The sequence below is a fragment of the Arthrobacter rhamnosi genome (assembly GCF_054510975.1).
In genome coordinates this window covers 713,146-737,184 of the sequence record NZ_JBTNDN010000001.1, presented here as the reverse complement: position 1 = coordinate 737,184, position 24,039 = coordinate 713,146, and the positions used below count along the sequence as shown (strand labels likewise).

The window sequence follows — 24,039 nt, the reverse complement described above, 5'->3', positions numbered from 1 at the left end:
CCCTGTCTGTAGTGTGCGAGGGGATGTCCGGCACTCGGGTATCACCACAGGGGGTTGGGGAGCATGGCGGAAGAACGGGATGCCGCCCCGGAAGCCTTCGTGGCCGAGCTGCGCACCGAGGTCCTGTGGGTCCAGTGGCGGCGCAGTATGAGCGTCGGCGACAGTGATGCCGCAGCACTGATCGAGCGGTCCAACGCGCTGTGCCGGGACGTCTGCCCGCCGATGCTGGTGGAGCTCAACGGCATGGTGTCGCTCACGCGGAGCGCTCTTCACGGGTTCGCGACTGCGCTGAACATCGCAGCCATGGCCATCGTCGGCCCGAGCGCCGTCGACAGGACGCTGGCGGACTTCTTCGCCCGGGTGCACAACCCCCCGTACCCCACGCGCTACTTCGAGTGCCCGGCCGAGGCGCTGACCTGGCTCACCGAACATCCGTACGGTCCCTGACAACGCACCTCAGGAGCTGACGGGAGTCGCCGATCGGGTGAGTGCCGTGATGAGCCGCTCCACACGGACGAGGCCCGCGAAATTGCCGGCATCGTCGGTCGCCAGCGCCGGATCGAAGCGTGTCGGGACGTCGCGCGTGACGCACCGCTCCAGGGCCTCGGGAATGGGGGTGTCCGTGTTCACGCACATGCCCTGGCCGAGCACCCCCAGAAGCGCCGCGTCCTGGGTCAGCACCGCGACCGGCCGGCGCCCCGACACCAGGACGACCTCGGTCAGCGAGGGGTCCCCGGCGAACGCGGCCCGCGCATCATCGATGCTCGTCACGGTCGCCGCGACTTCCAGGACCGAACCGACGGACGGGCGCCGGGCCGGGACCCGGCGGGCGAGACGATGGGCGATCTCGGGGTCGAGCTCACCCCAGGGCAGGGCCGGGCGGCCCAGCAGGTAGCCCTGGACGAGGGGGACACCCAGGGAGGCGAGGACGTCGAGTTCCTCGATCCGCTCGACGCCTTCAGCGATGATCCAGGCGTCGAGCCTGCCCACGAAGGCTCCCAGCATGTCGACCAGTGCACGCTTGGCTTCGTCGTGGTGGATGTCCGTGATGAAGTCCCTGTCGACCTTGACGAAGGCCGGCCTGAGGGCCAGGAGATGCTGCAGTCCCGCGTACCCCGAGCCGGCGTCATCCACCGCGATCAACGCTCCCGCCGCCTTCAGCCTGTTGAGGTCCGGCTCCAACTCCAGGTACGACTCGATCTCTGCGTGCTCGGTCAGTTCGATGATCACGCCGCCCAGGTGTCCGGTCTCGTCCCACACGTCCCGGATGGCCGGTGCCGGCAGGAGGTCGGGCGACACGTTGACCGTGAGGAAGCAATTGCGGGGCAGCGACGGACGATGGGCAAGGGCTGACCGCAGGGCCGCCGCTTCCAGTTCGGCGGGGCAGCCGGCTCGCCGGGATCGGGCGAACCAGACCTCCGGGTCCTGCTCGGCGAAGCCCGGGAATCGCAGGAGGGCCTCGAACCCGACGATGGTGCCCCGCGCCGTGTCCACGATGGGCTGGTACATCGAGACGATGCCCTCGCCCCGGCATGCCGCAGCAAGGTGCTCGCTCCAGCGGTCATCCGGCTCGGTCATGGAAGGCACCGGACGCGTGGGATCGGATGCAACGACGTCAGGCGGGCAGCGTGTGGGCCCGGACCGCGTCCCTGACCTCGGAGGGAAGATCCGTCAGGCCGTGGGCCGTCGCCGCATGGCTCCGCACGTTGGACAGGATCTCGTCGTCCGAGGCGCAGACCCAACGGGCATCACACCCGGGAACCACGTCACCGCAGGCAAAGGACTTCATGGCGCTTCCCCCCTTCGTGTCGGCCGGACGTGTCCCCGTCCGCCGGGTCGGTAGGGCGCCGGACGGACGCCGGCACCGGCACTATCGTAGGGGCCCCGACAGTGGCCTGACGAGCGGAAAGTGCGACGACGACCGTGTGCCCGCGGGCCGCTGGAGGCCCGGCCGGGATGGGACGGACGTGCCTCGCAACGAGGGGTTCGAAGCTGCCCGCGGTCATCCGTTGCCCGATACGGCAGTACGGTAGTAGAAAGCCTGCTGATGAATCGCGGGACAGGGACGCACAACAGGCGTCGCGGCGTCGTACTTCCGGCGGCCGGCGCGGAGGACTGGGAATGAATCGGCAGGCACACGTGCAGCGGATCAGGGAGGCGTTGTCCAGCACGGGCCTGGGCTTCGAGGACGTGTGGCTTCGCTACTACTCGTTGGGCGGACTCGTCTCCCAGTTCGAGATCGAAGCGTATGTGGGCGGCGTGCTGGAGCTGCCCGTCGAGGAGTGCGACCTGCTGGCCGACGCGATGAACGAACTCCTGGCAGAGGTTCCGGGGGAAGGAGGCTTCCGGGTTCCCCGGTGCTCCGAACACCGGCTGGACGCAGCAGAGGAATCCTCGCTGGATTCCCGCCGGGCACTCGGCCTCGCCGGAGCCTTCCTGTTCACCGACGAGGAGCAGGAGGTCGAGCGGCTCGACGCGGTGTCGCGCACCGGACTGCTCGATACGGGGCAGGAGGAGCGCTTCGACAGGATCACGAGGGAAGCCAGGGAGTACTTCCAGTGCAGTTCGGTGATCATCGCGCTGATCGACGACCACCGGCAGTTCCTCAAATCCGTGATCGGCCCGATCCAGCAGAACATGCCGAGGGAGATCTCCTTCTGCAATGCCACCATCCGGAACGCAGGCGCCCTGATCGTGCGGAACGCACTCGAGGACGATCGTTTCCGGCACAACCCGCTCGTTCTCGGGGAGCCCTACATCCGCTTCTATGCCGGCTACCCGCTGCGCGGTCCGGGCGGGTGGACCGTCGGCACCCTCTGCGTGATCGACCAGGAACCCCGGGACTACTCCCACCGCGACGGCAGGAAGCTGCGGGCCCTGGCGCGTGCCGTGGAGGACGAGATCAACGGCCCCCGAAGCCTTCCCTGAGGTACCCGGGTCGTACCTGTGGCAGTCGCAGGGTGGCTAGAGCTGGGCGGCGTCGGCGGTAGAGGTCGACGCACGCGCGGCATCCGCGTCGTCGCGTCGGTCCAGTTCCTCGGTGAGCTCCTCGTTGCGCTGATCCGTCTCGGGGTCGACTTCGCCGTCGTGGACGTACTCATGCGCCATCTCGCGCTGGATCCTGCTGTTCAGGACTTCGACCTCGGACAGCTCGAGGGGCGTCAGATCCTCGGGGAAGGGTTCGGAAGGGGTAAGCCGGGAGTTCATAGCACCTGTCTTCGGGAAACGAGCACGGTGGATACCCGGCTCGCTTCTGAACCGTCGCCGGCACCGCCGGTTGATCATCATCCTACTGACCCGGCGCGCTGAACGGCCATCAGGGCCCGGCGGGCGCGGCGCGTCGCGCCTGTCCATCGTCCGGGAGGAGCGCCGCTTCGATAACGAAGTGGGACGCGCGCTGGTGTTGGAGGGCTGGACAGGCACAATGGAGGTGCAAACGAATGCCACGAGCGACGACAGGGCCCTCCGGTTCCCATCGTCGCTCTCCCTGTGTTCGCCATTGGAAGAGAAGGGCTGGGCGCATCATGTCAGCAGAGGACCGTCACCGGCTTGCCGTCGCAGCAGCGGACAAGGAGGCAGCGGCGTTCGAATTGGATCATGCCGAACTGAACCTCCAGGAAGCCATCGTGGTCGCGCTCGAGCACGGCGAAGACCCGGAGGTCATCGCGGAGGTGGTTGATCTGGAGCCGGAGAAGGTCCTCGAGCTGAAGGGCTCCGTCGACCAGCCGCCCTTGCCCAGCCTGGAGGACCTCACCTCGGTGGCTCCCGACATGGCCCTGCCGGGAAGCGTCCCCGACGCGAGCTAGCGCCCCGGACCACGCCGGTCAGGGGTGTCCGGGCCGTTCCAGGGGAGGTGTCCGTGGTGGCGCTGATCGTCGCGGTGACCCCGTGGCTTCGAACGCCGCAGCGAGGCGCAGCAGTTCGGTGTCACGGTAGGCGGGTCCGGCGAACGTGAGCCCCACGGGCATCCCGATGTCATGCATCATCCCCATGGGTACGGTGACCGTCGGTATGCCGAGGTGTCGGGGGACGAGGTTCCCGTTCGACACCCACACGCCGTTGCGCCAGGCGACGTCCGCCGACGCGGGGTTCGTGTCGCAGTCGGCCGGCCCGACATCCGCTGCGGCAGGGAAGAGGACGGCGTCCAGTCCGAGGCCCTCCATCCAGGACTCGAGGTCCACCCGTCGCGTCTCCTCGAGCCCCTGCAGTCCCTCTTCCAGGTGCGGGATGTCCGTGAGATCGACTGCCCCATGAACCCGGATGTGCGCGGGGTACCCTGCGATGTCGTCGTCGAAGCCCGAGTACCGGTCGGGCAGCGCGCGGCTGTCCGGAGGGAAGATCCTGGCGCCGTCGACGTCGGCGAGCGAATCGAGGTCCGGGTCGCCGTTCGCCTGCAGGAAGTCGTGCCAGGCCCACGCCGAGAGGTCGATGATCTCGCTCCGCAGGTATCCGGCGCTCACCAGCCCACGGGTGCGGATGGTCGGTGCGCCGGGGCGGTCACCCTCGTAGTTGGAGACGACGGGGAAATCCACCTCGATCACTTCCGCTCCGGCGCGTTCGAGGTCGGCCCGGGCCGCCGCCCACAGGTCCAGGATCGAGTCCCGCGTCCGGATGCGCTGCCCGGTCGGTCCGCCGAGTCCCGGCGCGGGGGCGGTGCCGGCGTCGGGGTCCCTGTTGATGTACATGCGCGGAACGCCGAGGCGCTTCCCGGCGAGGTGCCGGTGCGCGTCGTCGGGAGTGCGGGGGGCGAGGGACGGGTAGGAGTCCGGTCGGAGCGATGACGCCGGAGGGATGGCGATCCACGGCTGGACGCGCCAGAAGTTCCCGCGTGCCTCGTCGTCGTCGGCGACGATGACGTCGAGAATCTCGAGCAGGTCTGCCATCGTGCGGGAGTGGGGGACGACGACGTCCATGGTGGGCACGAGGGGCCAGTTCCCGCGGACGGAGATCACGCCGCGCGAGGGCGTGTAGGCGCAGAGGCCGTTGTTCGAGGCCGGCGCCCGGCCGGAGGACCAGGTCTCCTCCGCGAGTCCGAAGGCGGCGAAGCTCGCTGCAGTCGCCGTCCCCGACCCGTTGGACGATCCGGAGGCGAACGCGGCGGTCAGGTAGTCCGCGTTGTAGGGGCTTTCCGCCCGCCCGTACACCCCGCGCTGCATGCCCCCGTTGGCCATGGGGGGCATGTTCGTGAGGCCGAGGAGGATGGCTCCGGCGTCGCGCAGCCGGCCGATGGTGAAGGCGTCCTGCTGGGCCACGAGGTCCTGGAACGCCGGCGACCCGCCGGCGACGGTCAGGCCCTTCACCTTGTAGCTGTCCTTCGCGGTGTACGGGATGCCGTCCAGCGGTCCCCGTGCCTCGCCGCGCGCCCTCCGCTCGTCCGAGGCGCGTGCCTCATCGAGGGCGGAGGGGTTCATCACGACGACGGCGTTGAGCCGTATCCCGTCCCGGTCGTAGGCCTGGATTCGCTGCAGGTAGGCGGTGACGAGTTCTTCGCTGGTGGTCCGGCCCGCCACCAGGGCCTCGCGGAGGTCCCGGATGGTGGCTTCGACGACATCGATCGGCATCAGTCCATCTCCTGAAGGGTTCGCGGGGCCGGCTGCTGCTGGGTGATGCAGTGGATTCCTCCGCCGAAGGCGAAGATGTCGCGGGCGTCCACCAGTTCGATCGTCCGGTCCGGATAGGCGGCGGCCAGGACGTCGGCGGCCACCGCGTCGTTCGGATCGTCGAAGGCGCAGAGGAGCACGACGCCGTTGGCGACGTAGTGGTTGATGTAGGACCAGTCGACGAATCCGTCCTCGTCGCGGATGACCGTGGGCGCGGGCACATCGACGATCGTCAGCGGCGCGCCCTCGGCGTCGACGGCCGAGCCGAGCGCGGAGCGCAGGAGGCGGGTCACCTCGAAGTCCGGGTGCCGGGGGTCGTCCTGCCGGTGGAGGAGCAGTGTCCCGGACGCGGTGAACGCCGCGACGATGTCCACGTGTCCCCGGGTGCCGAAGTCCCCGTAGTCCCGCGTCAGGCCGCGCGGCAGCCAGACCGCGTGGCGCGTCCCCAGGCGCGCGTGGACCTCGCCTTCCACGGACTCCTTCGTCGCCGCCGGGTTCCGCCCGGGGTCGAGCTGCACGGTGTCGGTCAGCAGGACGGTGCCGCGGCCGTCGATGTGGAATCCGCCGCCTTCATTGACGAGCGCGCTCTGCGAAGCGCTCACCCCGGCGAGGCGTGCGACGGCCCGGCCGACGTGCTCGTCCCGGGACCATGCGGCCCAGTCCTGGGCTCCCCATCCGTTGAAGACCCAGTCGACCGCGTCCACTGCCCCGTCGCGCCCGTGGACGAACGTCGGTCCGGAGTCGCGGAGCCATGCGTCGTCGAGGGGAACGGCCTCGATGCCGATGTCCGCTCCCAGCATGGTCCGCGCCGTCTGCACGTCGGCGGGATCGGCGAGAACCGTGACCGGCTCGTACCGGGCGAGAGTCTCCGCGACCCGGACCCACGCCGCCCGGGCCCGGTGCAGCGTGGTGCTGCCGGGCTGCCCGAAGGTGTCGTTGGCCGGGGGGAAGGCCATCCAGGTGCGGTCGTGCCTCGCCCATTCGGCAGGCATCGTTCCGCGGGCAGGCATTGTTCCGCCGGCGGGCACCAGGTCCGGCACCTCGTCGGCCGGAGCGGGGCGGGGGGATCGTACGGAGTTCACGGGAATTCCTTCGCGGGGCAGGAGGTCCGCCGCATGGCAGACAGATCTGCCGGCGACCTAAAATGAATGGCATTCATTATTTCGGACCACTGTAGGGGACGGAGGAGACCTCGCACAAGCATCGGACGGATATCCGTGGAACCGGCCTCAGTCGGGGGCGGGGAAGGTGGCGCCCAGCGCCGACAGGACACCGCGGGCCTTGACACGTACCTCGTCCCACTCCTCCGCCGGGTCGGAGTCGGCGGTGATCGCCCCGCCCACGCCGAGCGTCAGGCGGGTGCCTTCGTCGTCGTCCTGCAGGACCAGGGTGCGGATGACGACGGCGAGGTCGGCGGCGCCCGTGAGGCTGAAGTAGCCCGCGGCTCCGGAGTACGGGCCGCGGGGGGCTCCCTCGAGGCGGTCGAGGATGGCCATGGTGCTGATCTTGGGGGCGCCGGTCATCGAGCCGGCGGGGAACGCCGATGCGATGACACCTGCGCGGGCGCTTCCGGGGCGCAGTCGGGCGTCGATCGTGCTGACCATCTGGTGCACGGTGGCATAGGTCTCGATGGCGCACAACCTGCTGACCGTCACCGAGCCCGGCACTGCATGGTGGGAGAGGTCGTTGCGGAGGAGGTCCACGATCATGATGTTCTCCGCGCGGTCCTTCTCCGAGGTCCTGAGGTCCTCGGCGAGCGCGGCGTCGGCGTCCGGGTCGGCCGAGCGGCCCCGGGTCCCCTTGATCGGTTCCGCCCGCATCCGGCCGTCGGCGGTGAGTTCCAGGAAACGCTCGGGCGAGGTGCTCGCGATGGCGAAGCCCGGGAAGCGGAGGAAGTGGGCGAACGGCGCGGGACTCGCGGCGCGCAGGCGGAGGTACGCGGAGAGCGGGTCGGCCCGTTCCACGCGGGCGGACAGCGACGTCGTCAGGCACACCTCGTAGGTGTTCCCCTCCGCGATCTCGTCCTGCGCTTGGCGGACCTTCCCGAGGTACTCCTCGCGCGAGTCGCGGACGGCGAAGTGGGGTACGCCCAGCGGGGGCGACGGCGGAGCGGGGGGCGGCGCCGCGACGGCGTCCCGTGCCTGCCGCAGCCAGGCGTCGCGTTCCGGATCCGGCCGCCCGTCCGAGAGGGACAGCAGGAAGACGGCGCCGTGGTCGTGGTCGATGACGACGGCGCGGCCTGCGAAGAGGAGCGCGGCGTCGGGCAGGGCATCGCCGGCATGCTCGGAGTCCGAGCCCCCCGTCTCCCGCTTCAGCTCGTACCCGAGGTAGCCCAGCCACCCGAGCCCGAACTCGCACCCGGGCACCTGGGGCGTCCGGACGGCCCTGCGCCCCCAGACGTCCTCGAGCCACCGGAAGAAGGGCTTGCGGATGCGCGTGGTCACTGCTCCGGCGGTGACCTCCGTGATCCCGGACCGGTGCAGTGCCTGCTGCCCGAAGACGCCGCCGGAATCGGCCAGGATGCTGAACCTGCTGCGGCCCCCCGTGCTGGGGGCCGTGCCGGCGTCGGAGCTGTCGAGCCATACCGCGGCGGGGGCGCTGCCGTACAGCGCGGAGAAGAGTGCGGCGGGGTCCGGGACCGCGTCGATGCGCTCGCAGTCGACCGTGAGCCCCCGCCGTCCCGCACGCTCCGGCGCCATCAGGGCGGCGCAGGCGGGTAGGGCGGTGAGCGCGAGCCGGATCGCGCGGGGCTGCGGGCCGTTGTGGCCCTGCACGACGACGTCGGCGGCGGGGCACGGATCGTCGGCGGCCAGCCATGCCGATTCCTGGTCCGCCCAGCGTTGCCAGAAGGGCGCGTAGGTCTCGCCGTCGCGCTCGAGGGCGGAGCGGCGCCGGATCTCCTCGTCGGCCTCCACCCAGAGAACGACGTCCAGGTGGGCGCGGGCCGCGGCGGCCGCGGCGCCGACTCCTTCGAGGAGGACGATCTCGGCGGCCGGCGTCGTGCGTTCGGGCCCGTCCCGGCCCTCCTCCCAGTCCCAGGCGTTCCATCGTGCGGACCGTCCCGCCTTGAGGGGGCGGACCACCTGGTCGACGTAGCGGGCTATGCCGTCATCGAGCCCGTCCCACCCGGGGTAGATCTCCTCGAGGTGGAAGAGGGTGACGGTGTGGTGCTCGCGGAGGAGTGCCGCGAGTTCCACGGCGAGGGTGGTCTTGCCGGCACCGGAGCGGCCGTCGATCGCGATGAGCAGGGGTGTCTCGGCAGGCACGGCTCAGGCCAGGGCGAGCAGCGCGCCGACGCCGACGAAGAGGGAACCGAAGGTGCGGTTCAGGAGGACCTGCCCGCGGTCGTCCTGCGTGAAGCGGCGGAAGGAGCGCGCGGTTCCGGCGTAGAAGAACCACATGACCAGGACGTCGATGCCGATGACGGTCGCGGCGAGCACTCCGTACTGGGCGGGCAGCGGTTCCTCCGGCCGGATGAACTGCGGGATGAGGGCGAGGAAGAACACGATGGCCTTCGGGTTGAGCAGGTTGACCCAGACGCCGCGCCGGAACATCGAGAAGACGCCCTCGTCGCCCTGCAGTGCACGGATGTCGCTGTGCTCGGGCTTCTGGAGGAACTTCCGCACGCCGAGGTACGCGAGGTAGGCAGCGCCCGAGTACCGGATGAGGTTGAAGGCGAGGGGTGAGTTGGCGACGAGGATCCCGACGCCGGCCGCGGCGATACCGATGTGCACGAGCAACGCGGCCTGCTGCCCGAGGATGCCCCAGATGGAACGGCGGAAGCCGACCGTCAGGGCATTGCTCATGGTGTTCACGGCACCGGCGCCGGGAACGAAGCTGATCAGCGTTCCGGCGCCGAGCAGCGCCAGCCAGAGGGAGGGATTCACCCGTTCATGGTAAGCGCCGCAGGTCAGCCGTCCGAACCGTCGGCGTCGAGCTCGTTGCGGACGTAGCGGACGACGCCGCCCACCGCGCCGTCGACCATCCGCCACGTGGCTTCGAAGTCGCTCGCGTCGCCGTACCAGGGGTCGTAGATGCCCAGCTCCTCGAGGTCGGTGTCCGTCGTCGAGGGATCGAACTCGCGCAGCAGGTGGATCCTGTCACGGGCGTCGTCGTCCGGCGCTTCCGACCGCAGCTGGCGGTAGTGGTCCAGGTCGAGGGCGAGGATGAGGTGCCGCTCGCGGTACCAGCCCGGTTCGAAACGGCGGGCCCGGTGCAGGTGGCTCTCGATCCCGAGTTCGGTCAGCTTCGTCGCCGCGCGCTCGTCGATGGGGCGGCCCGCCTCCCAGTCGGTGGTGCCCGCGGAATCCACGACGACGTCGCCTGCCATGCCGGCCTTCGCGAAGGCGTGGGTCAGCATGAGCTCGGCCATGGGGGAGCGGCAGATGTTGCCGGTGCAGACGGTGACGATGCGGTACATCCCGCCAGCCTAGCCGCGGATCCCGCGCTTGCACCTACTGCCCGGGCGGGGCGATCGCCGCCCGACCGGGGGCCCGCGCTCAGTCCCGCGCGAGGATCTCGACGCTCGGCATGAGGAACACGGCGTCGTCCATCCGCGCCCACCTGCGCCAGCCCTCGGCGAGGCGCTCGAGCGTCTGCTGGTCGGCGAGCCCGCGGTCGAGGGTCTGCTCCGCGAAGGCCGAGTGCAAGACGCGATCCGCCCATGACCCGGCGTGGAAGCGGCGATCCTCGGGAGTGGCGTAGGTCCAGTTCGACGACGACACCTCCACCTGCGCGAAGCCGGCGGCGGACGCCCAACCCGGCAGCCTCCGTCCCGCATCCGGCTCCCCGCGGTTGCCGCGGGCCAGGTCGCGGTACAGCGTCCTCCACTCCTCCAGTTCCTCGATCGCCGGATGCCAGGCCATGGCCCCGAAGTCGGCGTCACGCGCGGCGACGATGCCGCCGGGACGCACCACACGCCGCATCTCGCGGAGCGCGGCCACCGGGTCGGCGACGTGCTGGAGGAGCTGGTGCGCATGGACGACATCGAAGGACTCGTCCGCGAAGTCGAGGTCGTAGACGTTCCCCTCACGGAATTCCACGTTCGCGAGGTCCCGGTGCGTCTCGGCCGCCTGGGCGACGACGTCCGCCGAGCTGTCGATGCCGATCACCGACCCCGGTGCCACGATGTCCGCGAACCCTGCGGTGATGCTCCCGGGGCCGCACCCGATGTCCAGCAGGTCCATGCCCGCCTCCAGGTAGGGCTCGAGGTAGGCGGCCGAGGAAGCGACCGTCCGCGCCGCGTGCGCCGTGGTCACGCTCGGGTGGTGTCCGTGGGAATAGACCTCATCGTTCATTCCGGAAGGCTAACCCGGAGCAGGGGCCTCAGCCAGCACCGACGTCGTCCTGCGCCTCATTCTTGGCGGCAACCGTCGCGTCGGTTATTTTCCGCATCATGTCGAGCAGCAGGGCGAGCTGCTCGTCCGAGTACTGGTCGAACACGCCGCTGATGTGGCGGGCGAGCGGGGCGAACAGCATCGCGCCGGTGGCGCGCGCCTTCTCGGTCATCTCCAAGTGCACCTGCCGGCGGTCGACGTCGCTGCGGCGGCGCGTGACATGGCCTGCGGAATCGAGGCGGTCGACGAGCGCCGTGGTGGCCGGCGAGCTCAGGTTCAGCTCCTCCCGGAGCAACCCCGGGGTGACGGTGAGCCCGGAGCTGGCCGCGCCCATCATGATGCCCAGGGCCTGGAGGTCGGTGCGGTAGAGGCTGTCGCGCTCGCTGGCGGCCTCGACGTAGCGGTCCGTCTCGATGGTGAACTGCCGCAGGAGTGCCAGGAGTTCGTCCTTCGTCGCCATGGGTCCCGCCTCCTTTTCCTCCAGTTTAGGTCGGTTCCTATTATCTCCACCATGGATATACTTTATCGCAGAGATAATTTCGAAGAGTGGAGAGCGTCATGAGGAACAGCTGGTTGAGGGTGCTGCTGCCCGTCGTCGTCGTGCTGATCTGGCTGGTGGGCGCGGCCGTGGGCGGCCCGACCTTCGGGCGGCTCGACGAGGTCTCCAGCAACGACGCGGCGTCCTTCCTTCCCGCGAGCGCCGAATCCACCGAGGCGGGCGAGCTGCAGCAGCGGTTCAGCGACTCGGATGCCATCCCCGCGGTGATCGTCGCCGAATCGGACACGGCCATCGAGCCGCGGAACCTCGGCCTGTACGAGGAGATCGGGGTGGAGCTCGGCGAGGTGGAGGGACTCGAACCACCGGCCGCCGGAGCGCCCGCCGTCGCCGGGCCCGTCCCGTCCGAGGACGGTCTCGCGGTGCAGTACATCGCCTTCGTCTCGGCCGACGCCGAACTCGCCGACGTCGTCGGAGACCTGCGGGCGGTCCTGGCGGACGAACTGCCCGACGGCGTGACGGGATACGTCACCGGACCGGCAGGCTTCACCAACGACCTGGTGGATGCGTTCGGCGGCATCGACGGGATCCTGCTCGGCGTGGCGCTCGGAGCCGTGTTCGTCATCCTGCTGGCCGTCTACCGCTCCGTCGTCCTCCCGTTCCTGGTCCTCCTGACCTCGGTGTTCGCGCTCGCGACGTCGATCCTGCTGGTCTTCGCCTTCGCGAAGCTCGATGTGATCCAGCTGACCGGCCAGAGCCAGGGCATCCTGTCGATCCTCGTGATCGGCGCGGCCACGGACTACGCGCTGCTGCTCGTCGCACGCTTCCGCGAAGCGCTGGCGGAGCACGAGCTGAAGTGGGACGCGATGCGCGTGGCCTACCGGACGTCGGTGGCGCCGATCCTCGCGTCCGGTGCCACGGTGATCCTCGGGCTGCTGTGCCTGCTCTTCTCGGATCTCAACTCGAACCGGAGCCTCGGACCGATCGCCGCGATCGGCATCGCCTTCTCGCTCGGAGCAGCACTCACGTTCCTCCCGGCCCTCCTGCTCCTCTTCGGCAGGGGCGCTTTCTGGCCGCTGCGGCCGCGCTATCACCCTCGGACCGCGGCCGCCGCGCCTCCGGGCAGGCATGCGGCAGCCGCCGCACCCGATGCCGGACCCGACGCCGGACCCGACGCCGCACCCGACAGGGGACTCGAGCAGGTCCGAGGCCTGTGGAGGAGGGTTGCCCTGCTGGTGGCCCGCCGCCCCCGCGTCCTGTGGATCGCCTCGCTGCTGCTCCTGGTGGCCGGGTCCCTCGGACTGACCCAGCTGCAGGCCGGTGGGGTGCCGCAGTCGGCCCTGATCCTGGCGCCGTCGAACGCGGTCGACGGCCAGGAGGCGCTCGGCCGCCACTTCGACGCCGGGTCCGGCAGCCCGGTCTACGTCGTCGCACCGGAGGCCGATGCCGACGCCGCGCTCGCCGTCGTGTCCGCGCAGGAGGGCGTCTCCGATGCCGCGCTGACCACGGACCCCGGTGGCACCCCCGTCGTCGAGGACGGGCGGGTGCTCATCAGCGGGACGCTCGAATACCAGGCGGATTCGGACCGGGCCGAGGACGTCGTCCGTGACCTCCGGACCGCCCTCGACGACGCCGGCCCGGATGCCCTGGTAGGGGGTGTCACGGCGGTGGCGGTGGATACCAACGACACCGCACTGGCGGACCTCGGGAAGATCATCCCGATCGTGCTGCTCGTCATCCTCGGAGTGCTGGTCGTCCTGTTGCGGTCCATCCTCGCGCCGGTACTCCTCGTGGCCAGCGTCGCCCTCTCGAACGCGACGGCCCTGGGCGTCTCCGCGCTGGTGTTCAACGGCGTCTTCGGGTTCGAGGGCGCGGACGCCTCGGTGCCGCTCTTCGCCTTCGTGTTCCTGGTGGCGCTCGGCGTGGACTACAACATCTTCCTCATGACGCGGGTGCGGGAGGAATCGCTCCGGATCGGTACCCGGCCGGGGATCCTCCGAGGACTGGGGGTGACCGGAGGCGTGATCACCTCCGCCGGCGTGGTGCTGGCGGCGACCTTCGCGGCGCTCGGCGTGATCCCGATCCTCTTCCTCGCGCAGATCGCCTTCATCGTCGCGTTCGGTGTCCTGCTGGACACCGTGCTGGTGCGCTCGCTGCTGATCCCCGCACTGGCGTACGACATCGGTCCGAGGATCTGGTGGCCCTCGAAGCTGGGCGCGGTGCCGTCGGCGCGGTAGCCCAGTAAGCAGAAGGACCCTGCCGGCGGTCCTTTCGCCCGCCTCCGCCTGAAAGCTTCCTGCACAGCAACTGCACAGGTTCTGGAAAGCGGGGGCCCAAGTCGGCACGGGAGAGTAGGGGAACCCAGCAAGACCCGTACGGGATACTGGACCGCAACGCTCCGCCCGCAATCCACTCCGGCTCCGGCCGGTACTCCCGCAAGACACCAGGAAGACCGATGGCCGACGCCTCGCACTCCACGACCGACAACCTGCCGCGCCTCGCACACCCCGACGGCAGCCCGATCCGGGCCCTCGTCGTCGACGACGAGACGAGCCTCGCGGAACTCGTCAGCATGGGCCTTCGGATGGCGGGCTGGAGCGTGACGACGGCCGGTGACGGCGCCGCAGCCGTGTCCGCGGCGCGGAACTTCCGCCCCGACGTCCTGGTCCTCGACGTCATGATGCCCAACGTCGACGGCATCGAGGCGCTCAGGAGGATCCGCACGTTCGCCCCGAACGTCCCGGCCCTGTTCCTCACCGCGAAGGACGCCGTGCAGGACCGCATCTCCGGGCTCTCGGCCGGCGGCGACGACTACGTCACCAAGCCCTTCAGCATGGAGGAGCTTCTGCTGCGCCTCCACCGCCTCGTCCAGCGTTCCGGCGTCGCGGCGTCGGACTCCGCGGAACTGGTGGTCGGGGACCTCGTGATGAACGTCGACACGCGCGAAGTCACCCGCAATGGAGAGGACATCGCCCTGACCTCCACCCAGTGGGAGCTGTTGCGCTACCTCATGGACAATCCGCGCCGCGTGGTCAGCAAGTCGCAGATCCTCGACAACGTGTGGAACTACGACTTCGGCGGCCAGGCGAACATCGTCGAGCTGTACATCTCCTACCTCCGCAAGAAGATCGACGCCGGGCGCACTCCCATGATCCACACCGTCCGCGGCGCCGGGTACGTGCTCAAACCCGCGGCTCCGTGACCCCTCCGCATCCCGCGGGCACCCGACCCGGACGCCGTCCGCTGCACCTCCGCACGAAGCTGATCCTGGCGACCCTCGCACTGCTCACGGCGATCTGCGTGGCCATCGGCGTCCTCAGCCACCTCGCCATGCGCAGCTACCTCACGGGGCAGCTCGACGACGCCCTCACGCCCGCCGCCGGGCGCGCCGGTTTCCCCGGTGGGCGCCCATTCGGCGACGGCGACCGGCCCTTCCGAAACGTGGATCCGGAGAACGCGGCAGGCCAGCGACCGGGCACGCTCAACGCCGTCTTCTCTGACGGCGAGGCGCAGAACTCCGCGCTCGTGCAGGACGACGGCACCACGGAACCACTTCCCGACGCCGACCTCGACGTGCTCGCCGCCGTCGATCCCGGCAGCGGACCTGCGGAACTGGAGCTCTCGAGCGGGCACTACCGCGTCGATGCCGCGGCCCTGCCCAGCGGCCTCACCCCCGACGGCTCCGTGCTCGTCACCGGCCTGTCCACCACCGAGCGCGACAGCACCCTCGTCTCCCTGGACCTCACCGTGGCGGGGCTCTCGCTGGCCGGACTGGCGCTGACCGGGATCGCCGGAACCGTGATCATCCGCCGGTCCCTGCGCCCCCTCGAGGAACTGTCCGCCGTGGCGACGTCCGTCTCGCAGCTTCCCCTGTCCTCCGGCGAAGTAGCCATCCCCGTACGGGTCCCCCCTTCCGCAGCCCAGCCCGGCACGGAGGTCGGCACCGTAGGACTGGCCCTGAACGAGATGATCGACCACGTCACGCGCGCCCTGCGGGAACGCCATGCGAGCGAGCTGAAGGTGCGGCAGTTCGTGGCGGACGCGAGCCACGAACTCCGCACCCCCCTCACCTCCATCCGCGGCTACACCGAGCTGGTGCTCATGAGCGAGGCCGTGAGCCCGTCCGGACGGTCAGCGCTCGAACGCGTGGACAGCGAGTCGAAGCGCATGTCGTCCCTCGTCGAGGACCTCCTGCTGCTCGCGCGCCTCGACAAGGGCCAGCGCGGCGAGGCATCCGACGTCGACCTCACCGAACTCGTGATCGAGACGACGAGCGATGCGCAGGTGTCCGCACCGGGCCACACCTGGAGCCTGGACCTGCCGGACGAGCCCGTCGAGGTGCGGGCCGTCGAGGCCGAGCTCCGCCAGGTGCTCATCAACCTGCTCTCCAATGCGCACAAGCACACGCCGCCGGGCACGGGAATCTCCACCGCCCTCGCAGTGGGGGAGGGGAGCGCGAGCATCACCGTCACGGATTCGGGTCCGGGCATCGATCCGGCCTTCCTCGGCACCATCTTCACCCGGTTCAGCCGGGGGGACGCAGCGCGGTCCGCGAGCGCGGGCAGCACGGGCCTCGGACTCGCGATCGTGCAGGCGCTCGTCGAGGCGAACGGCGGGAGCATCAGTGTGACCAGCGAGCCGGGATGCACGCGGTTCCGCGTGGACCTCCCGGTCTCACAGGCTGGTCACGACCCGGACCAAGAGCATTCCTAGGTTCGCCGACTACAAGTGGCGTATGACCATGTCAGCAATGCGCCCCGGATCCCGCTCCTCCGCCCGCCGTGTAGTCGTCCTCGTGGGGATCGACGGGGCCGGCAAGACGACGGCGGCCCGCGCCCTCAGCCGGCTCCTCGGGCCGACCACGCCGACGCTCGTCCTCGCCAACCACTCGGGACGGCGCACCATGACGTCCTGGCTCGAGAGGACGGGCGTCTCCGTTCCGCCCCAGGTCCTGGACCTCGCGGAGTCCGTCATCAGAGCGGTTCATGTGATCTCGAACCACCTCCGGTCACGGACGTTCGAGGGCGTCGTCATCCTGGACCGGCACCTGCACTGCCAGCAGGCGCTGCGCGCCGCACGCGGGCTGGGCCGCGGCCGCTTCGTGGCGGCCATGACGCGCCTGCTTCCGGCCGTCGACGCCGTGGTGTTCCTCGATGTCAGCCCCGAGGAGGCGTACCGCCGCATCGTGGCACGCGGCACGGATACCGAGACCATCGAGGACCTGCGTGCCTACCGGGACGGCTATCTCGGGCTCCCCGAGCAGGCCTCCTTCCACCGGATCGCTGCGGACGCGCCGCTCCTCGCCGTCCTCGACGATCTCGAGGAGGTCCTCAGCCGGCTTCCGCGCGTTCCGACGCCTGCCCGTTCGGCTGCATCGTCTGCATCCTCCCCTGCAGGAATGCATGGCCGCGGCAGAGCAACGCCCGCGAGGGTCGAGGTGAAGCACTAACCGTAGACCGAAGGGCACCAGGCCCGGCACGGGGCTCGAGGACACCGCGGCGACCGTCTCCACGTCCGACGCCCTGACACAGGAGGAAATCGACCAGCAGGTGCAGGCCTTGGTCTCGTTCGTGGCGGAGCGGACGGGGCCCGGGCCGACGACGTCAGCCGAACGGGCGGACGCTCGCTAGGCTCGGAGTATGACTGAACTCGCCGCCTTCGTCGATGCCCGCCTCACCGAGGACGAGAAGGCCGCCCGCGTAGGCACTCTTCCCGAAGAAGTCTGGGGAGCGCGGGGCTGGTACGACCCGGAGCGTGTCCTGGCGGAGTGCCGGGCTAAGCGCAGGCTGGTCCGGTACGCGACGGCCTCCCTGGACGAGTCGCAGGGTACCCACGTCCTCCGGCTGCTGGCCCTTCCCTGGGCCGGACACAGCGACTACCGGGCGGAGTGGACGGCGTAGCAGCAATCGGGTCGGCTGCGGCAGGCGCGGCCCCGCACCTGCCGCCGTCCTTCCGCAAGCTTTGCGCAAGAACCCGTGGATGCAGCACCACGGGTACGGACCGTCGCTACCCTTGGGAGTGTGCCCACCCATCCGACTCCGCCACGTCCTGGCCAGCGCCAGGACGGCGGGACGGTACCCCCGCGCAACGACGCCGTCCCGGCTCCGAACGCGCCCGGGAAGGCCGCACCGCTCCTCGATCCTGCCGTCCTCCGGGACATGGAACGGGACTTCCCGGGCACATCCGTCGTCGAGCGGTTCGCCCGGGACTTCGCGCAGACCCTGGTGGGGAAGCTCGATCGGCTGGACCTCCGTGTCGGCGAAGGCGATGCACCACGCGCCGAGGATGCCGTCCTGAGCCTCACGACGTCGGCGGCGATGGTGGGCGCCACCCGCCTTACCCATGCCGCGATCGCGACGCAGCGGCTCATCGTGGCCGACGACCTCGAGGCCGCGCAGCGGTCGGTGGCACTCCTCCGGGCATGCGCCGACGACACCATCCGCGAACTGCAGGAGATCTATCCGGGACGTCCCTGACCGACGCCCGACCCGACACCTCGTCCGACGGTGGGGCGCTAACGCGACCGGGCCTGCCCGGGCAGGATCCGGAACCCGACACCGCGGACCGTGATGATGAGCTCCGGGTTCCCGTCGGCGCGGGCCAGCTTCTGGCGGAGGTTGGCGATGTGCACCTCGATGGCCCGTTCGTCGGTCCGACTCACGAAGTTGTACCCGCGGTAGTCCCGGCCACGGGAGACGCGCACCAGGTCCTCCTTGGTCCGCACGGCACCGTTGCTGCGCATCAGTTCGTGCAGCAGGTTGAACTCCGTCTTCGTGAGCGGCAGCTCGATGCCCGAACAGGTCGCGGTGCGGGCCTCGCCGTCGACCACCAGGCCGCCGTTCCGCAGGAGACGGTCCGACGACGTCCCGGCTCCGGCCTCGGCGGAGGGGGCGGCGGCGACGGGAGCCGGCGGCGCAGGCGTCGAGTGTGCGTGCTGGGCGATACGCGGCCTGCGGAGCATCGCGTCGATGCGCGCCCTCAGTTCGCGGGGCCGGAACGGCTTCAGGATGTAGTCGTCGGCGCCCGCCTGGAGGGCCGTGAGGATGTCCGTCTCGTCCGTGCGTCCGCTCAGGACCACCACGTAGCAGTCGCTGGTGGAGCGGATCCGCCGCAGGACCTCGTACCCGTCGATGTCGGGCAGCCCGATGTCCAGCGTCACCACGACGGGGTGTTCCTGGCGGACCACGTCCACGCCCTCGCGCCCCGTGGTCGCGCCGGTGACCTGGAAGCCACCCTGCTCGAGGACGGCGGAGACGAGGTTGCGGATGTCGAGATCGTCCTCGATGACGACGGCGGCACGGCGATCGCTCGAGCTACTCATGGCCTGATGCTTCCCGATGGTGCTGGAGCGCCGCGCCCGGTGGATCGGCCGGCGATGCCTGTGCGAGGGCACGGGAGCCGGCTGCTGCGGCCATGGTGGAGGCGACGCTGATGGATTCGCGTGTCCGAGGCATATTCTCTGGACCTGTTCTCTTCGGCGGCCCGGCTGACCTCGTGGGTCCCGTGGCTTTGCGTCCCCGGCTCACACCGGGTTTGCCTTTATCGACGAGCGGCTGCCCGCCCGATGATTTTAGCAACCTCCGGGAGCACGTCTACCCCTTGCCCGTGGTGCCACGGCACCCGCAATGATGCTCGTCCTCCGGGGCACCGCGGACTGCTCACAGCCCCTCACACGAGCGGCACACGGCAGCCATAGGGCCGCTCCGGAGAACTGGGGTATGCCGACCTCCCCCCTCCTTCCGCCAGCGGCCTGGGTAGACTGGTCTACCCAGGCCGGAAGGGATCGAATGCAGGGGACTACGGGATCGGCGCGGGAGCGGTTGCCGGGTGCGGCGTCGAGCTTGTTCTCCGTCGACGGCGTACCTCGATGCACGTTCCTGCTGGAGGGGGCGATGAGCCGGGCGGGCCTCGAATGCCGGCCGGACCGGCTCGGGCGTGCCAGGACCATTGCCCGCGGACTCGCCGGTTCCCAGTGAACCGGAACCGGCTCGTCGGCATCGGTGCCGTCGGTGCCACGTCCCTGCTCTGGGGGACGACGGGAACTGCCGCGACCTTCGCCCCGGGCGCCGGCCCCCTGGCGATCGGAGCCGCCGCCCTGGGCATCGGCGGCCTGCTGCAGGCCCTCATCGCCCTCCCGGCGCTGAGGGCTGCCCTCCCGGCGCTGCGGGCGAACCTGCCGACAGTGCTCCTGGGCGCGGTGGCGGTGGGGATCTATCCCCTCGCGTTCTACAGCTCCATGCACCACGCCGGAGTCGCCGTCGGCTCGGTGGTGTCCCTGGCCTCCGCGCCACTGGCCTCCGGAGTCCTCGAGCGGCTCATCGACCGCCACCCGCTGAGCCGGTGGTGGATGCTGGCCGCGGGGCTCGGTGTCCTGGGCAGCGCGCTGCTGTGCCTGTCGAAGATGCAGGGGCCGGCCGGGGACGCCGCCGGGACCGTCATCGGCACGGGACTGGGCCTGATAGCGGGAGGCACCTACGCCACCTACTCGTGGGCGGTCCATCGCCTCATGACCCGCGGAATCAGCCGGGCCGCCTCGATGGGGGCCGTCTTCGGCGGGGGAGGGCTCCTGCTGATGCCGGTCCTCCTCGTCACCGGCGCCCCGCTCGTCGCCACCACGGAGGCGTTCCTGGTCGCCATCTACATGGCCCTGGTGCCGATGTTCCTCGGCTACCTGCTGTTCGGGTTCGGCCTCACCCGTATCTCCGCGAGTACCGCCACCACCATGACCCTCACGGAACCGGCGATCGCGGCGATCCTCGCCGTCGTCATCGTCGGTGAACGGCTCGCCGCCGCAGGATGGATCGGCCTGGGCGTCATCGGCGGAGCACTGCTGATCCTCGCCGTCGCCCCGACCAATGCCGCGGTCCGGCAGCCGGATCAGCAACGGCAGGAGAGCCGGCAACCGTCCCTTGGCGCGTCCACCTGACTACTGCTCGCCGTTCGCCCGTTCCTCGATCCAGTCGATCGCCGCGTCGGAGAGGAAGAGGCCGTCGGGTCCGCGCTCGCCCATCCACCACGAGTCGGACGCGATCAGGCCGCCGGCACGGCTGATGTCGGCGGCCACCTCCGGCGTCAGGGCACTCCCGTTGTTCTCGATGAGCCAGTCCCGCGTCCGGGGCGTCACGGCCGTCCACCACTGTTCAAGGTCCATGCCGGAAGTATGCCATCGGTCCTGTCCGAGTGTGCACCGCCGGGCCGGCCACAGGTGGCCGCCGCAGACAGGGGCGCAGATCAGGACGCAGGGGTATGCCGGTTCTGCGGCGGCGCGTACCGTGGGCGGATGACCGCCACAGACCCGCGTCAGCAGCACATCGTCAGCACCCTCGTCGAGGCCCACCAGGACCTGATGGGCGCGGATCCGCTCGCCTTCCGCGCACGTTTCCGCAAGATGGCGGCGGACCCCTACGCCTTCTACCGCGGCAGTGCGTCGCTGTTCTACACCGACATGGGGGAACTCGACGACCGGTGGGCGGACGAGCGCACGGGGCGGGTCTGGATCCACGGCGACCTGCACGCCGAGAACTTCGGCACCTACATGAGCAATGAGGGACGGCTGACGTTCGACGTCAACGACTTCGACGAGGCCTACGTGGGCCACTTCTCCTGGGACCTGCGCCGTTTCGTCGCCTCGCTGACCCTGCTGTGCTGGCAGAAGGCCCTGCCGTCCCGGACGGTGCGCGATCTGGCGCACACCTACCTCGAGGCCTACCTCGGCGCCGTCGAGGACTATGTGGAGGACGAGCAGTCGGCCTTCGCCTTTCGGCTGGACAACACCGAGGGCACCATCCACACGGTGTTGCAGGAGGCCCGAGCGGCGCGGCGGACAGGCCTGCTCGACTCGCTGACCTCGATCGAGGGCTACGAGCGCCAGTTCCGTGACGACGGATCAATTCGGATCCTCGACGACGAGGAGCACGCCGAGGTGGCGGACGCGTTCGAGCGCTACCTCGACACCATCCCCGACAGCGGGCGATCGCGCCGTCGCGTGTTCTACCGGGTCAAGGGCATCGTCGGCAAGAAGGGCTTCGGGATCGGCAGCGCCGGGCTGCCGACCTACAGCGTCCTCATCGAGGGGTTCGACGAGGCGCAGGAGAACGACATCATCCTGACGATGAAGCAGTCGACCGTCGCCGCGCCGAGCCGCATCGTCCAGGACGAGCGGGTCCGCAGCTACTTCACGGACGACGGACACCGCGCCGTCATCAGCCAGCGGTCGCTGCAGCCGCACACCGATCCGTTCCTCGGCTACACGAGCATCGGGGGCGTCTCGTTCGTGGTCTCCGAGCTCTCGCCGTACAAGCGGGACCTGTCCTGGGACGACCTCATCGAGCCCGAGCAGATGAAGCCCGTCCTCGAGGCCCTCGGGAAGGCGACGGCGAAGATCCACTGCTCGACGGACGAGGACAGCGACCACGACCTGGTGCCGTTCCGCACCGAGACGGCCATCCTGGCCGCCGTCGACCCCTCGCGGGACGAGTTCATCGAGGACATCACCGACTTCGGCGAGACCTATGCCGACACCGTGCGGCAGGACCACGCCCTCTTCGTCGACGCCTTCCGCGAGGGGCTCATCACCGCGGTGCCGGCAGCGTGAACAGAAGAAGTTGAGTCTGTCGGACTCAACTTCATTTTGACCTGCGACGCCCCGCGCCTATACTTGAGTGCAGAACGCTCAATCTACGCGCCCGGCGGATGAGCGCCTCGCAAATCCCGGGCAGTCGAAAGGAAATTGCATGTCACGTGCAGTAGGTATTGACCTCGGAACCACCAACTCGGTCGTCTCGGTTCTCGAAGGTGGCGAACCCACCGTCATCGCGAACGCCGAGGGCGCACGCACCACGCCGTCGATCGTCGCTTTCTCCAAGTCCGGCGAGGTCCTGGTCGGCGAGATCGCCAAGCGCCAGGCCGTCAACAACATCGACCGCACCATCTCGTCGGTCAAGCGCCACATGGGCACCGACTGGAGCGTCGCCATCGACGACAAGAAGTACACGCCGCAGGAGATCTCCGCGCGTATCCTCCAGAAGCTCAAGACGGACGCCGAGAGCTACCTCGGCGAGAAGGTCACCGACGCCGTGATCACCGTCCCCGCGTACTTCAACGACGCCGAGCGCCAGGCCACCAAGGAGGCCGGTGAGGTCGCGGGCCTGAAGGTCCTGCGCATCGTCAACGAGCCCACCGCGGCAGCTCTCGCCTACGGCCTCGACAAGGGCAAGGAAGACGAGCTGATCCTCGTGTTCGACCTCGGCGGCGGAACGTTCGACGTCTCGCTCCTCGAAGTCGGCAAGGACGAGGACGCCTTCTCCACCATCCAGGTCCGCTCGACCGCCGGTGACAACCGCCTCGGCGGCGACGACTGGGACCAGCGCGTCGTCGACTACCTGCTCTCGCAGGCCAAGGCCAAGGGTGCCGACCTGTCCAAGGACAAGATCGCCCTCCAGCGCCTGAAGGAAGCCGCCGAGCAGGCCAAGAAGGAACTGTCCTCGGCGACGTCCACCAACATCTCGCTGCAGTACCTCTCCGTCACGGCGGACGGTCCCGTTCACCTCGACGAGCACCTGTCCCGCGCGAAGTTCCAGGACCTCACCAAGGACCTGCTGGACCGCACCAAGAAGCCGTTCCACGACGTCATCGCCGAGGCCGGCATCAAGGTGGCCGACATCGACCACATCGTCCTCGTCGGTGGCTCCACCCGCATGCCCGCCGTCGTCGAACTCGTGAGGGAACTCGCAGGCGGCAAGGAGCCCAACAAGGGCGTCAACCCCGATGAGGTCGTCGCCGTCGGCGCCGCTCTGCAGGCCGGTGTCCTGAAGGGCGAGCGCAAGGACGTCCTCCTGATCGACGTCACCCCGCTGTCCCTCGGCATCGAGACCAAGGGCGGCATGATGACCAAGCTCATCGAGCGCAACACGGCCATCCCCACCAAGCGCAGCGAGACCTTCACCACGGCGGACGACAACCAGCCGTCCGTGGCGATCCAGGTCTTCCAGGGCGAGCGCGAGTTCACCCGGGACAACAAGCCGCTGGGCACCTTCGAGCTGACCGGTATCGCACCGGCCCCCCGCGGCGTCCCGCAGGTCGAGGTCACCTTCGACATCGACGCCAACGGCATCGTGCACGTGTCTGCCAAGGACAAGGGCACGGGTACCGAGCAGTCGATGACCATCACCGGTGGCTCGTCCCTCTCCAAGGAGGACATCGACCGCATGGTGCGCGAGGCCGAGGAGCACGCAGCCGAGGACAAGAAGCGCCGCGAGGCCGCTGACACCCGCAACGGCGCCGAGCAGCTCGCCTACTCCGTGGACAAGCTGATCGCGGACAACTCGGACAAGCTTCCCGAGGACGTCCGGACCGATGTGCAGGCCGACGTCGACGCACTGAAGAAGGCGCTCGAGTCGCAGGACAACGACGACGAGGTGAAGTCGGCCTTCGAGAAACTGCAGGCTTCCCAGTCGAAGCTCGGCGAAGCGATCTACGCCTCCGCCCAGCAGGACGCCGGCTCCGCCGGGGGCGCCCCAGCCGATGACCAGTCAGCCTCCGCAGGCAGCGACGAGGACATCGTCGACGCCGAGGTGGTTGACGAAGACGCCAGCGAGAAGAAGTAGCC

Annotated in this window: 25 protein-coding genes and 1 riboswitch; of the genes, 12 read left to right on the top strand and 13 right to left on the bottom strand. The window is 69.7% G+C overall.

What is annotated here, in order from left to right; all coding sequences use genetic code 11:
* Positions 1-63: 63 nt before the first annotated feature.
* Positions 64-447, top strand: a complete 384-nt coding sequence (locus ACX80J_RS03410) for a DUF7793 family protein (RefSeq protein ID WP_459346810.1) — start codon at positions 64-66, stop codon at positions 445-447.
* Between the two features lie 9 nt (positions 448-456).
* On the opposite strand, the gene ACX80J_RS03405 is transcribed toward ACX80J_RS03410, so the two are convergent.
* Entirely contained in the window at positions 457-1,578 is a 1,122-nt protein-coding gene (locus tag ACX80J_RS03405; RefSeq protein ID WP_459346809.1) for an EAL domain-containing protein, read from the bottom strand.
* A gap of 37 nt (positions 1,579-1,615) precedes the next feature.
* Entirely contained in the window at positions 1,616-1,789 is a 174-nt protein-coding gene (locus tag ACX80J_RS03400; protein ID WP_459345243.1) for a DUF1059 domain-containing protein, read from the bottom strand.
* Positions 1,790-2,121: 332 nt separating this feature from the next.
* On the opposite strand from ACX80J_RS03400, the gene ACX80J_RS03395 reads away from it, so the two are divergent.
* Positions 2,122-2,928, top strand: coding sequence for a GAF domain-containing protein (locus tag ACX80J_RS03395; protein ID WP_459346808.1), 807 nt, complete (start codon positions 2,122-2,124; stop codon positions 2,926-2,928).
* A gap of 36 nt (positions 2,929-2,964) precedes the next feature.
* Here the strand turns inward: ACX80J_RS03395 and ACX80J_RS03390 are convergent, their stop codons facing one another.
* Entirely contained in the window at positions 2,965-3,207 is a 243-nt protein-coding gene (locus ACX80J_RS03390) for a hypothetical protein (protein ID WP_459345241.1), read from the bottom strand.
* Positions 3,208-3,524: 317 nt separating this feature from the next.
* Here ACX80J_RS03390 and ACX80J_RS03385 point away from each other — a divergent pair, with 317 nt between their 5' ends.
* Positions 3,525-3,806 carry a hypothetical protein gene (locus tag ACX80J_RS03385; protein ID WP_459345240.1) on the top strand — a complete coding sequence of 94 codons (282 nt, stop codon included), beginning with the start codon at positions 3,525-3,527 and terminating at the stop codon, positions 3,804-3,806.
* Between the two features lie 18 nt (positions 3,807-3,824).
* Here the strand turns inward: ACX80J_RS03385 and ACX80J_RS03380 are convergent, their stop codons facing one another.
* The 7 genes from ACX80J_RS03380 to ACX80J_RS03350 all read right to left on the bottom strand — a co-directional run bounded on the left by ACX80J_RS03380 (position 3,825) and on the right by ACX80J_RS03350 (position 11,396).
* Positions 3,825-5,561: an amidase gene (locus tag ACX80J_RS03380; RefSeq protein ID WP_459346807.1), complete on the bottom strand. Its 1,737-nt coding sequence runs from the start codon at positions 5,559-5,561 to the stop codon at positions 3,825-3,827.
* The gene (locus tag ACX80J_RS03375; protein ID WP_459346943.1) at positions 5,561-6,610 is read right to left on the bottom strand and encodes an agmatine deiminase family protein; all 1,050 of its coding nucleotides are present in this window, start codon (positions 6,608-6,610) and stop codon (positions 5,561-5,563) included. The genes ACX80J_RS03380 and ACX80J_RS03375 overlap by 1 nt, the downstream gene beginning before the upstream one ends.
* Positions 6,611-6,829: 219 nt before the next feature.
* Positions 6,830-8,866, bottom strand: a complete 2,037-nt coding sequence (gene pabB / locus ACX80J_RS03370; protein WP_459346806.1) for an aminodeoxychorismate synthase component I — start codon at positions 8,864-8,866, stop codon at positions 6,830-6,832.
* A 3-nt stretch (positions 8,867-8,869) separates the two neighbouring features.
* The gene (locus ACX80J_RS03365; protein ID WP_459346805.1) at positions 8,870-9,487 is read right to left on the bottom strand and encodes a LysE family transporter; all 618 of its coding nucleotides are present in this window, start codon (positions 9,485-9,487) and stop codon (positions 8,870-8,872) included.
* Between the two features lie 23 nt (positions 9,488-9,510).
* Entirely contained in the window at positions 9,511-10,020 is a 510-nt protein-coding gene (locus tag ACX80J_RS03360; protein ID WP_459346804.1) for a low molecular weight protein-tyrosine-phosphatase, read from the bottom strand.
* A gap of 79 nt (positions 10,021-10,099) precedes the next feature.
* Positions 10,100-10,897, bottom strand: a complete 798-nt coding sequence (locus tag ACX80J_RS03355) for a methyltransferase domain-containing protein (protein WP_459346803.1) — start codon at positions 10,895-10,897, stop codon at positions 10,100-10,102.
* 28 nt (positions 10,898-10,925) lie between these two features.
* Positions 10,926-11,396: a MarR family winged helix-turn-helix transcriptional regulator gene (locus tag ACX80J_RS03350; protein WP_459346802.1), complete on the bottom strand. Its 471-nt coding sequence runs from the start codon at positions 11,394-11,396 to the stop codon at positions 10,926-10,928.
* A 98-nt stretch (positions 11,397-11,494) separates the two neighbouring features.
* Here ACX80J_RS03350 and ACX80J_RS03345 point away from each other — a divergent pair, with 98 nt between their 5' ends.
* From ACX80J_RS03345 to ACX80J_RS03320, 6 genes are all read left to right on the top strand, one after another.
* The gene (locus ACX80J_RS03345; RefSeq protein ID WP_459346801.1) at positions 11,495-13,669 is read left to right on the top strand and encodes an MMPL family transporter; all 2,175 of its coding nucleotides are present in this window, start codon (positions 11,495-11,497) and stop codon (positions 13,667-13,669) included.
* 218 nt (positions 13,670-13,887) lie between these two features.
* Positions 13,888-14,634, top strand: a complete 747-nt coding sequence (locus tag ACX80J_RS03340) for a response regulator transcription factor (protein WP_459346800.1) — start codon at positions 13,888-13,890, stop codon at positions 14,632-14,634.
* Complete coding sequence (locus ACX80J_RS03335; RefSeq protein ID WP_459346799.1) at positions 14,631-16,145, top strand: sensor histidine kinase; 1,515 nt, start codon at positions 14,631-14,633, stop codon at positions 16,143-16,145. The genes ACX80J_RS03340 and ACX80J_RS03335 overlap by 4 nt, the downstream gene beginning before the upstream one ends.
* A gap of 22 nt (positions 16,146-16,167) precedes the next feature.
* Positions 16,168-16,881 (top strand): AAA family ATPase, encoded by a 714-nt coding sequence (locus tag ACX80J_RS03330; protein WP_459346798.1) that lies wholly within the window; start codon positions 16,168-16,170, stop codon positions 16,879-16,881.
* Between the two features lie 190 nt (positions 16,882-17,071).
* Positions 17,072-17,332: a DUF6221 family protein gene (locus ACX80J_RS03325; protein ID WP_459346797.1), complete on the top strand. Its 261-nt coding sequence runs from the start codon at positions 17,072-17,074 to the stop codon at positions 17,330-17,332.
* Between the two features lie 120 nt (positions 17,333-17,452).
* Positions 17,453-17,908: a hypothetical protein gene (locus ACX80J_RS03320; protein ID WP_459346796.1), complete on the top strand. Its 456-nt coding sequence runs from the start codon at positions 17,453-17,455 to the stop codon at positions 17,906-17,908.
* Positions 17,909-17,946: 38 nt separating this feature from the next.
* Here the strand turns inward: ACX80J_RS03320 and ACX80J_RS03315 are convergent, their stop codons facing one another.
* Together ACX80J_RS03315 and ACX80J_RS03310 are read right to left on the bottom strand one after the other, a co-directional pair.
* Positions 17,947-18,753 carry a response regulator transcription factor gene (locus ACX80J_RS03315; RefSeq protein ID WP_459346795.1) on the bottom strand — a complete coding sequence of 269 codons (807 nt, stop codon included), beginning with the start codon at positions 18,751-18,753 and terminating at the stop codon, positions 17,947-17,949.
* Entirely contained in the window at positions 18,746-18,886 is a 141-nt protein-coding gene (locus tag ACX80J_RS03310) for a hypothetical protein (protein WP_459346794.1), read from the bottom strand. The genes ACX80J_RS03315 and ACX80J_RS03310 overlap by 8 nt, the downstream gene beginning before the upstream one ends.
* A 19-nt stretch (positions 18,887-18,905) precedes the next feature.
* Positions 18,906-18,980, bottom strand: a riboswitch (cyclic di-GMP riboswitch).
* Between the two features lie 424 nt (positions 18,981-19,404).
* On the opposite strand from ACX80J_RS03310, the gene ACX80J_RS03305 reads away from it, so the two are divergent.
* The gene (locus ACX80J_RS03305) at positions 19,405-20,358 is read left to right on the top strand and encodes a DMT family transporter (protein WP_459346793.1); all 954 of its coding nucleotides are present in this window, start codon (positions 19,405-19,407) and stop codon (positions 20,356-20,358) included.
* On the opposite strand, the gene ACX80J_RS03300 is transcribed toward ACX80J_RS03305, so the two are convergent.
* The gene (locus ACX80J_RS03300; RefSeq protein ID WP_459346792.1) at positions 20,359-20,583 is read right to left on the bottom strand and encodes a hypothetical protein; all 225 of its coding nucleotides are present in this window, start codon (positions 20,581-20,583) and stop codon (positions 20,359-20,361) included. It abuts the gene before it with no gap.
* 129 nt (positions 20,584-20,712) lie between these two features.
* On the opposite strand from ACX80J_RS03300, the gene ACX80J_RS03295 reads away from it, so the two are divergent.
* Complete coding sequence (locus ACX80J_RS03295; protein ID WP_459346791.1) at positions 20,713-22,026, top strand: DUF2252 domain-containing protein; 1,314 nt, start codon at positions 20,713-20,715, stop codon at positions 22,024-22,026.
* 139 nt (positions 22,027-22,165) lie between these two features.
* Complete coding sequence (dnaK, locus tag ACX80J_RS03290) at positions 22,166-24,037, top strand: molecular chaperone DnaK (protein ID WP_459345222.1); 1,872 nt, start codon at positions 22,166-22,168, stop codon at positions 24,035-24,037.
* The last annotated feature ends 2 nt before the right edge of the window (positions 24,038-24,039 follow it).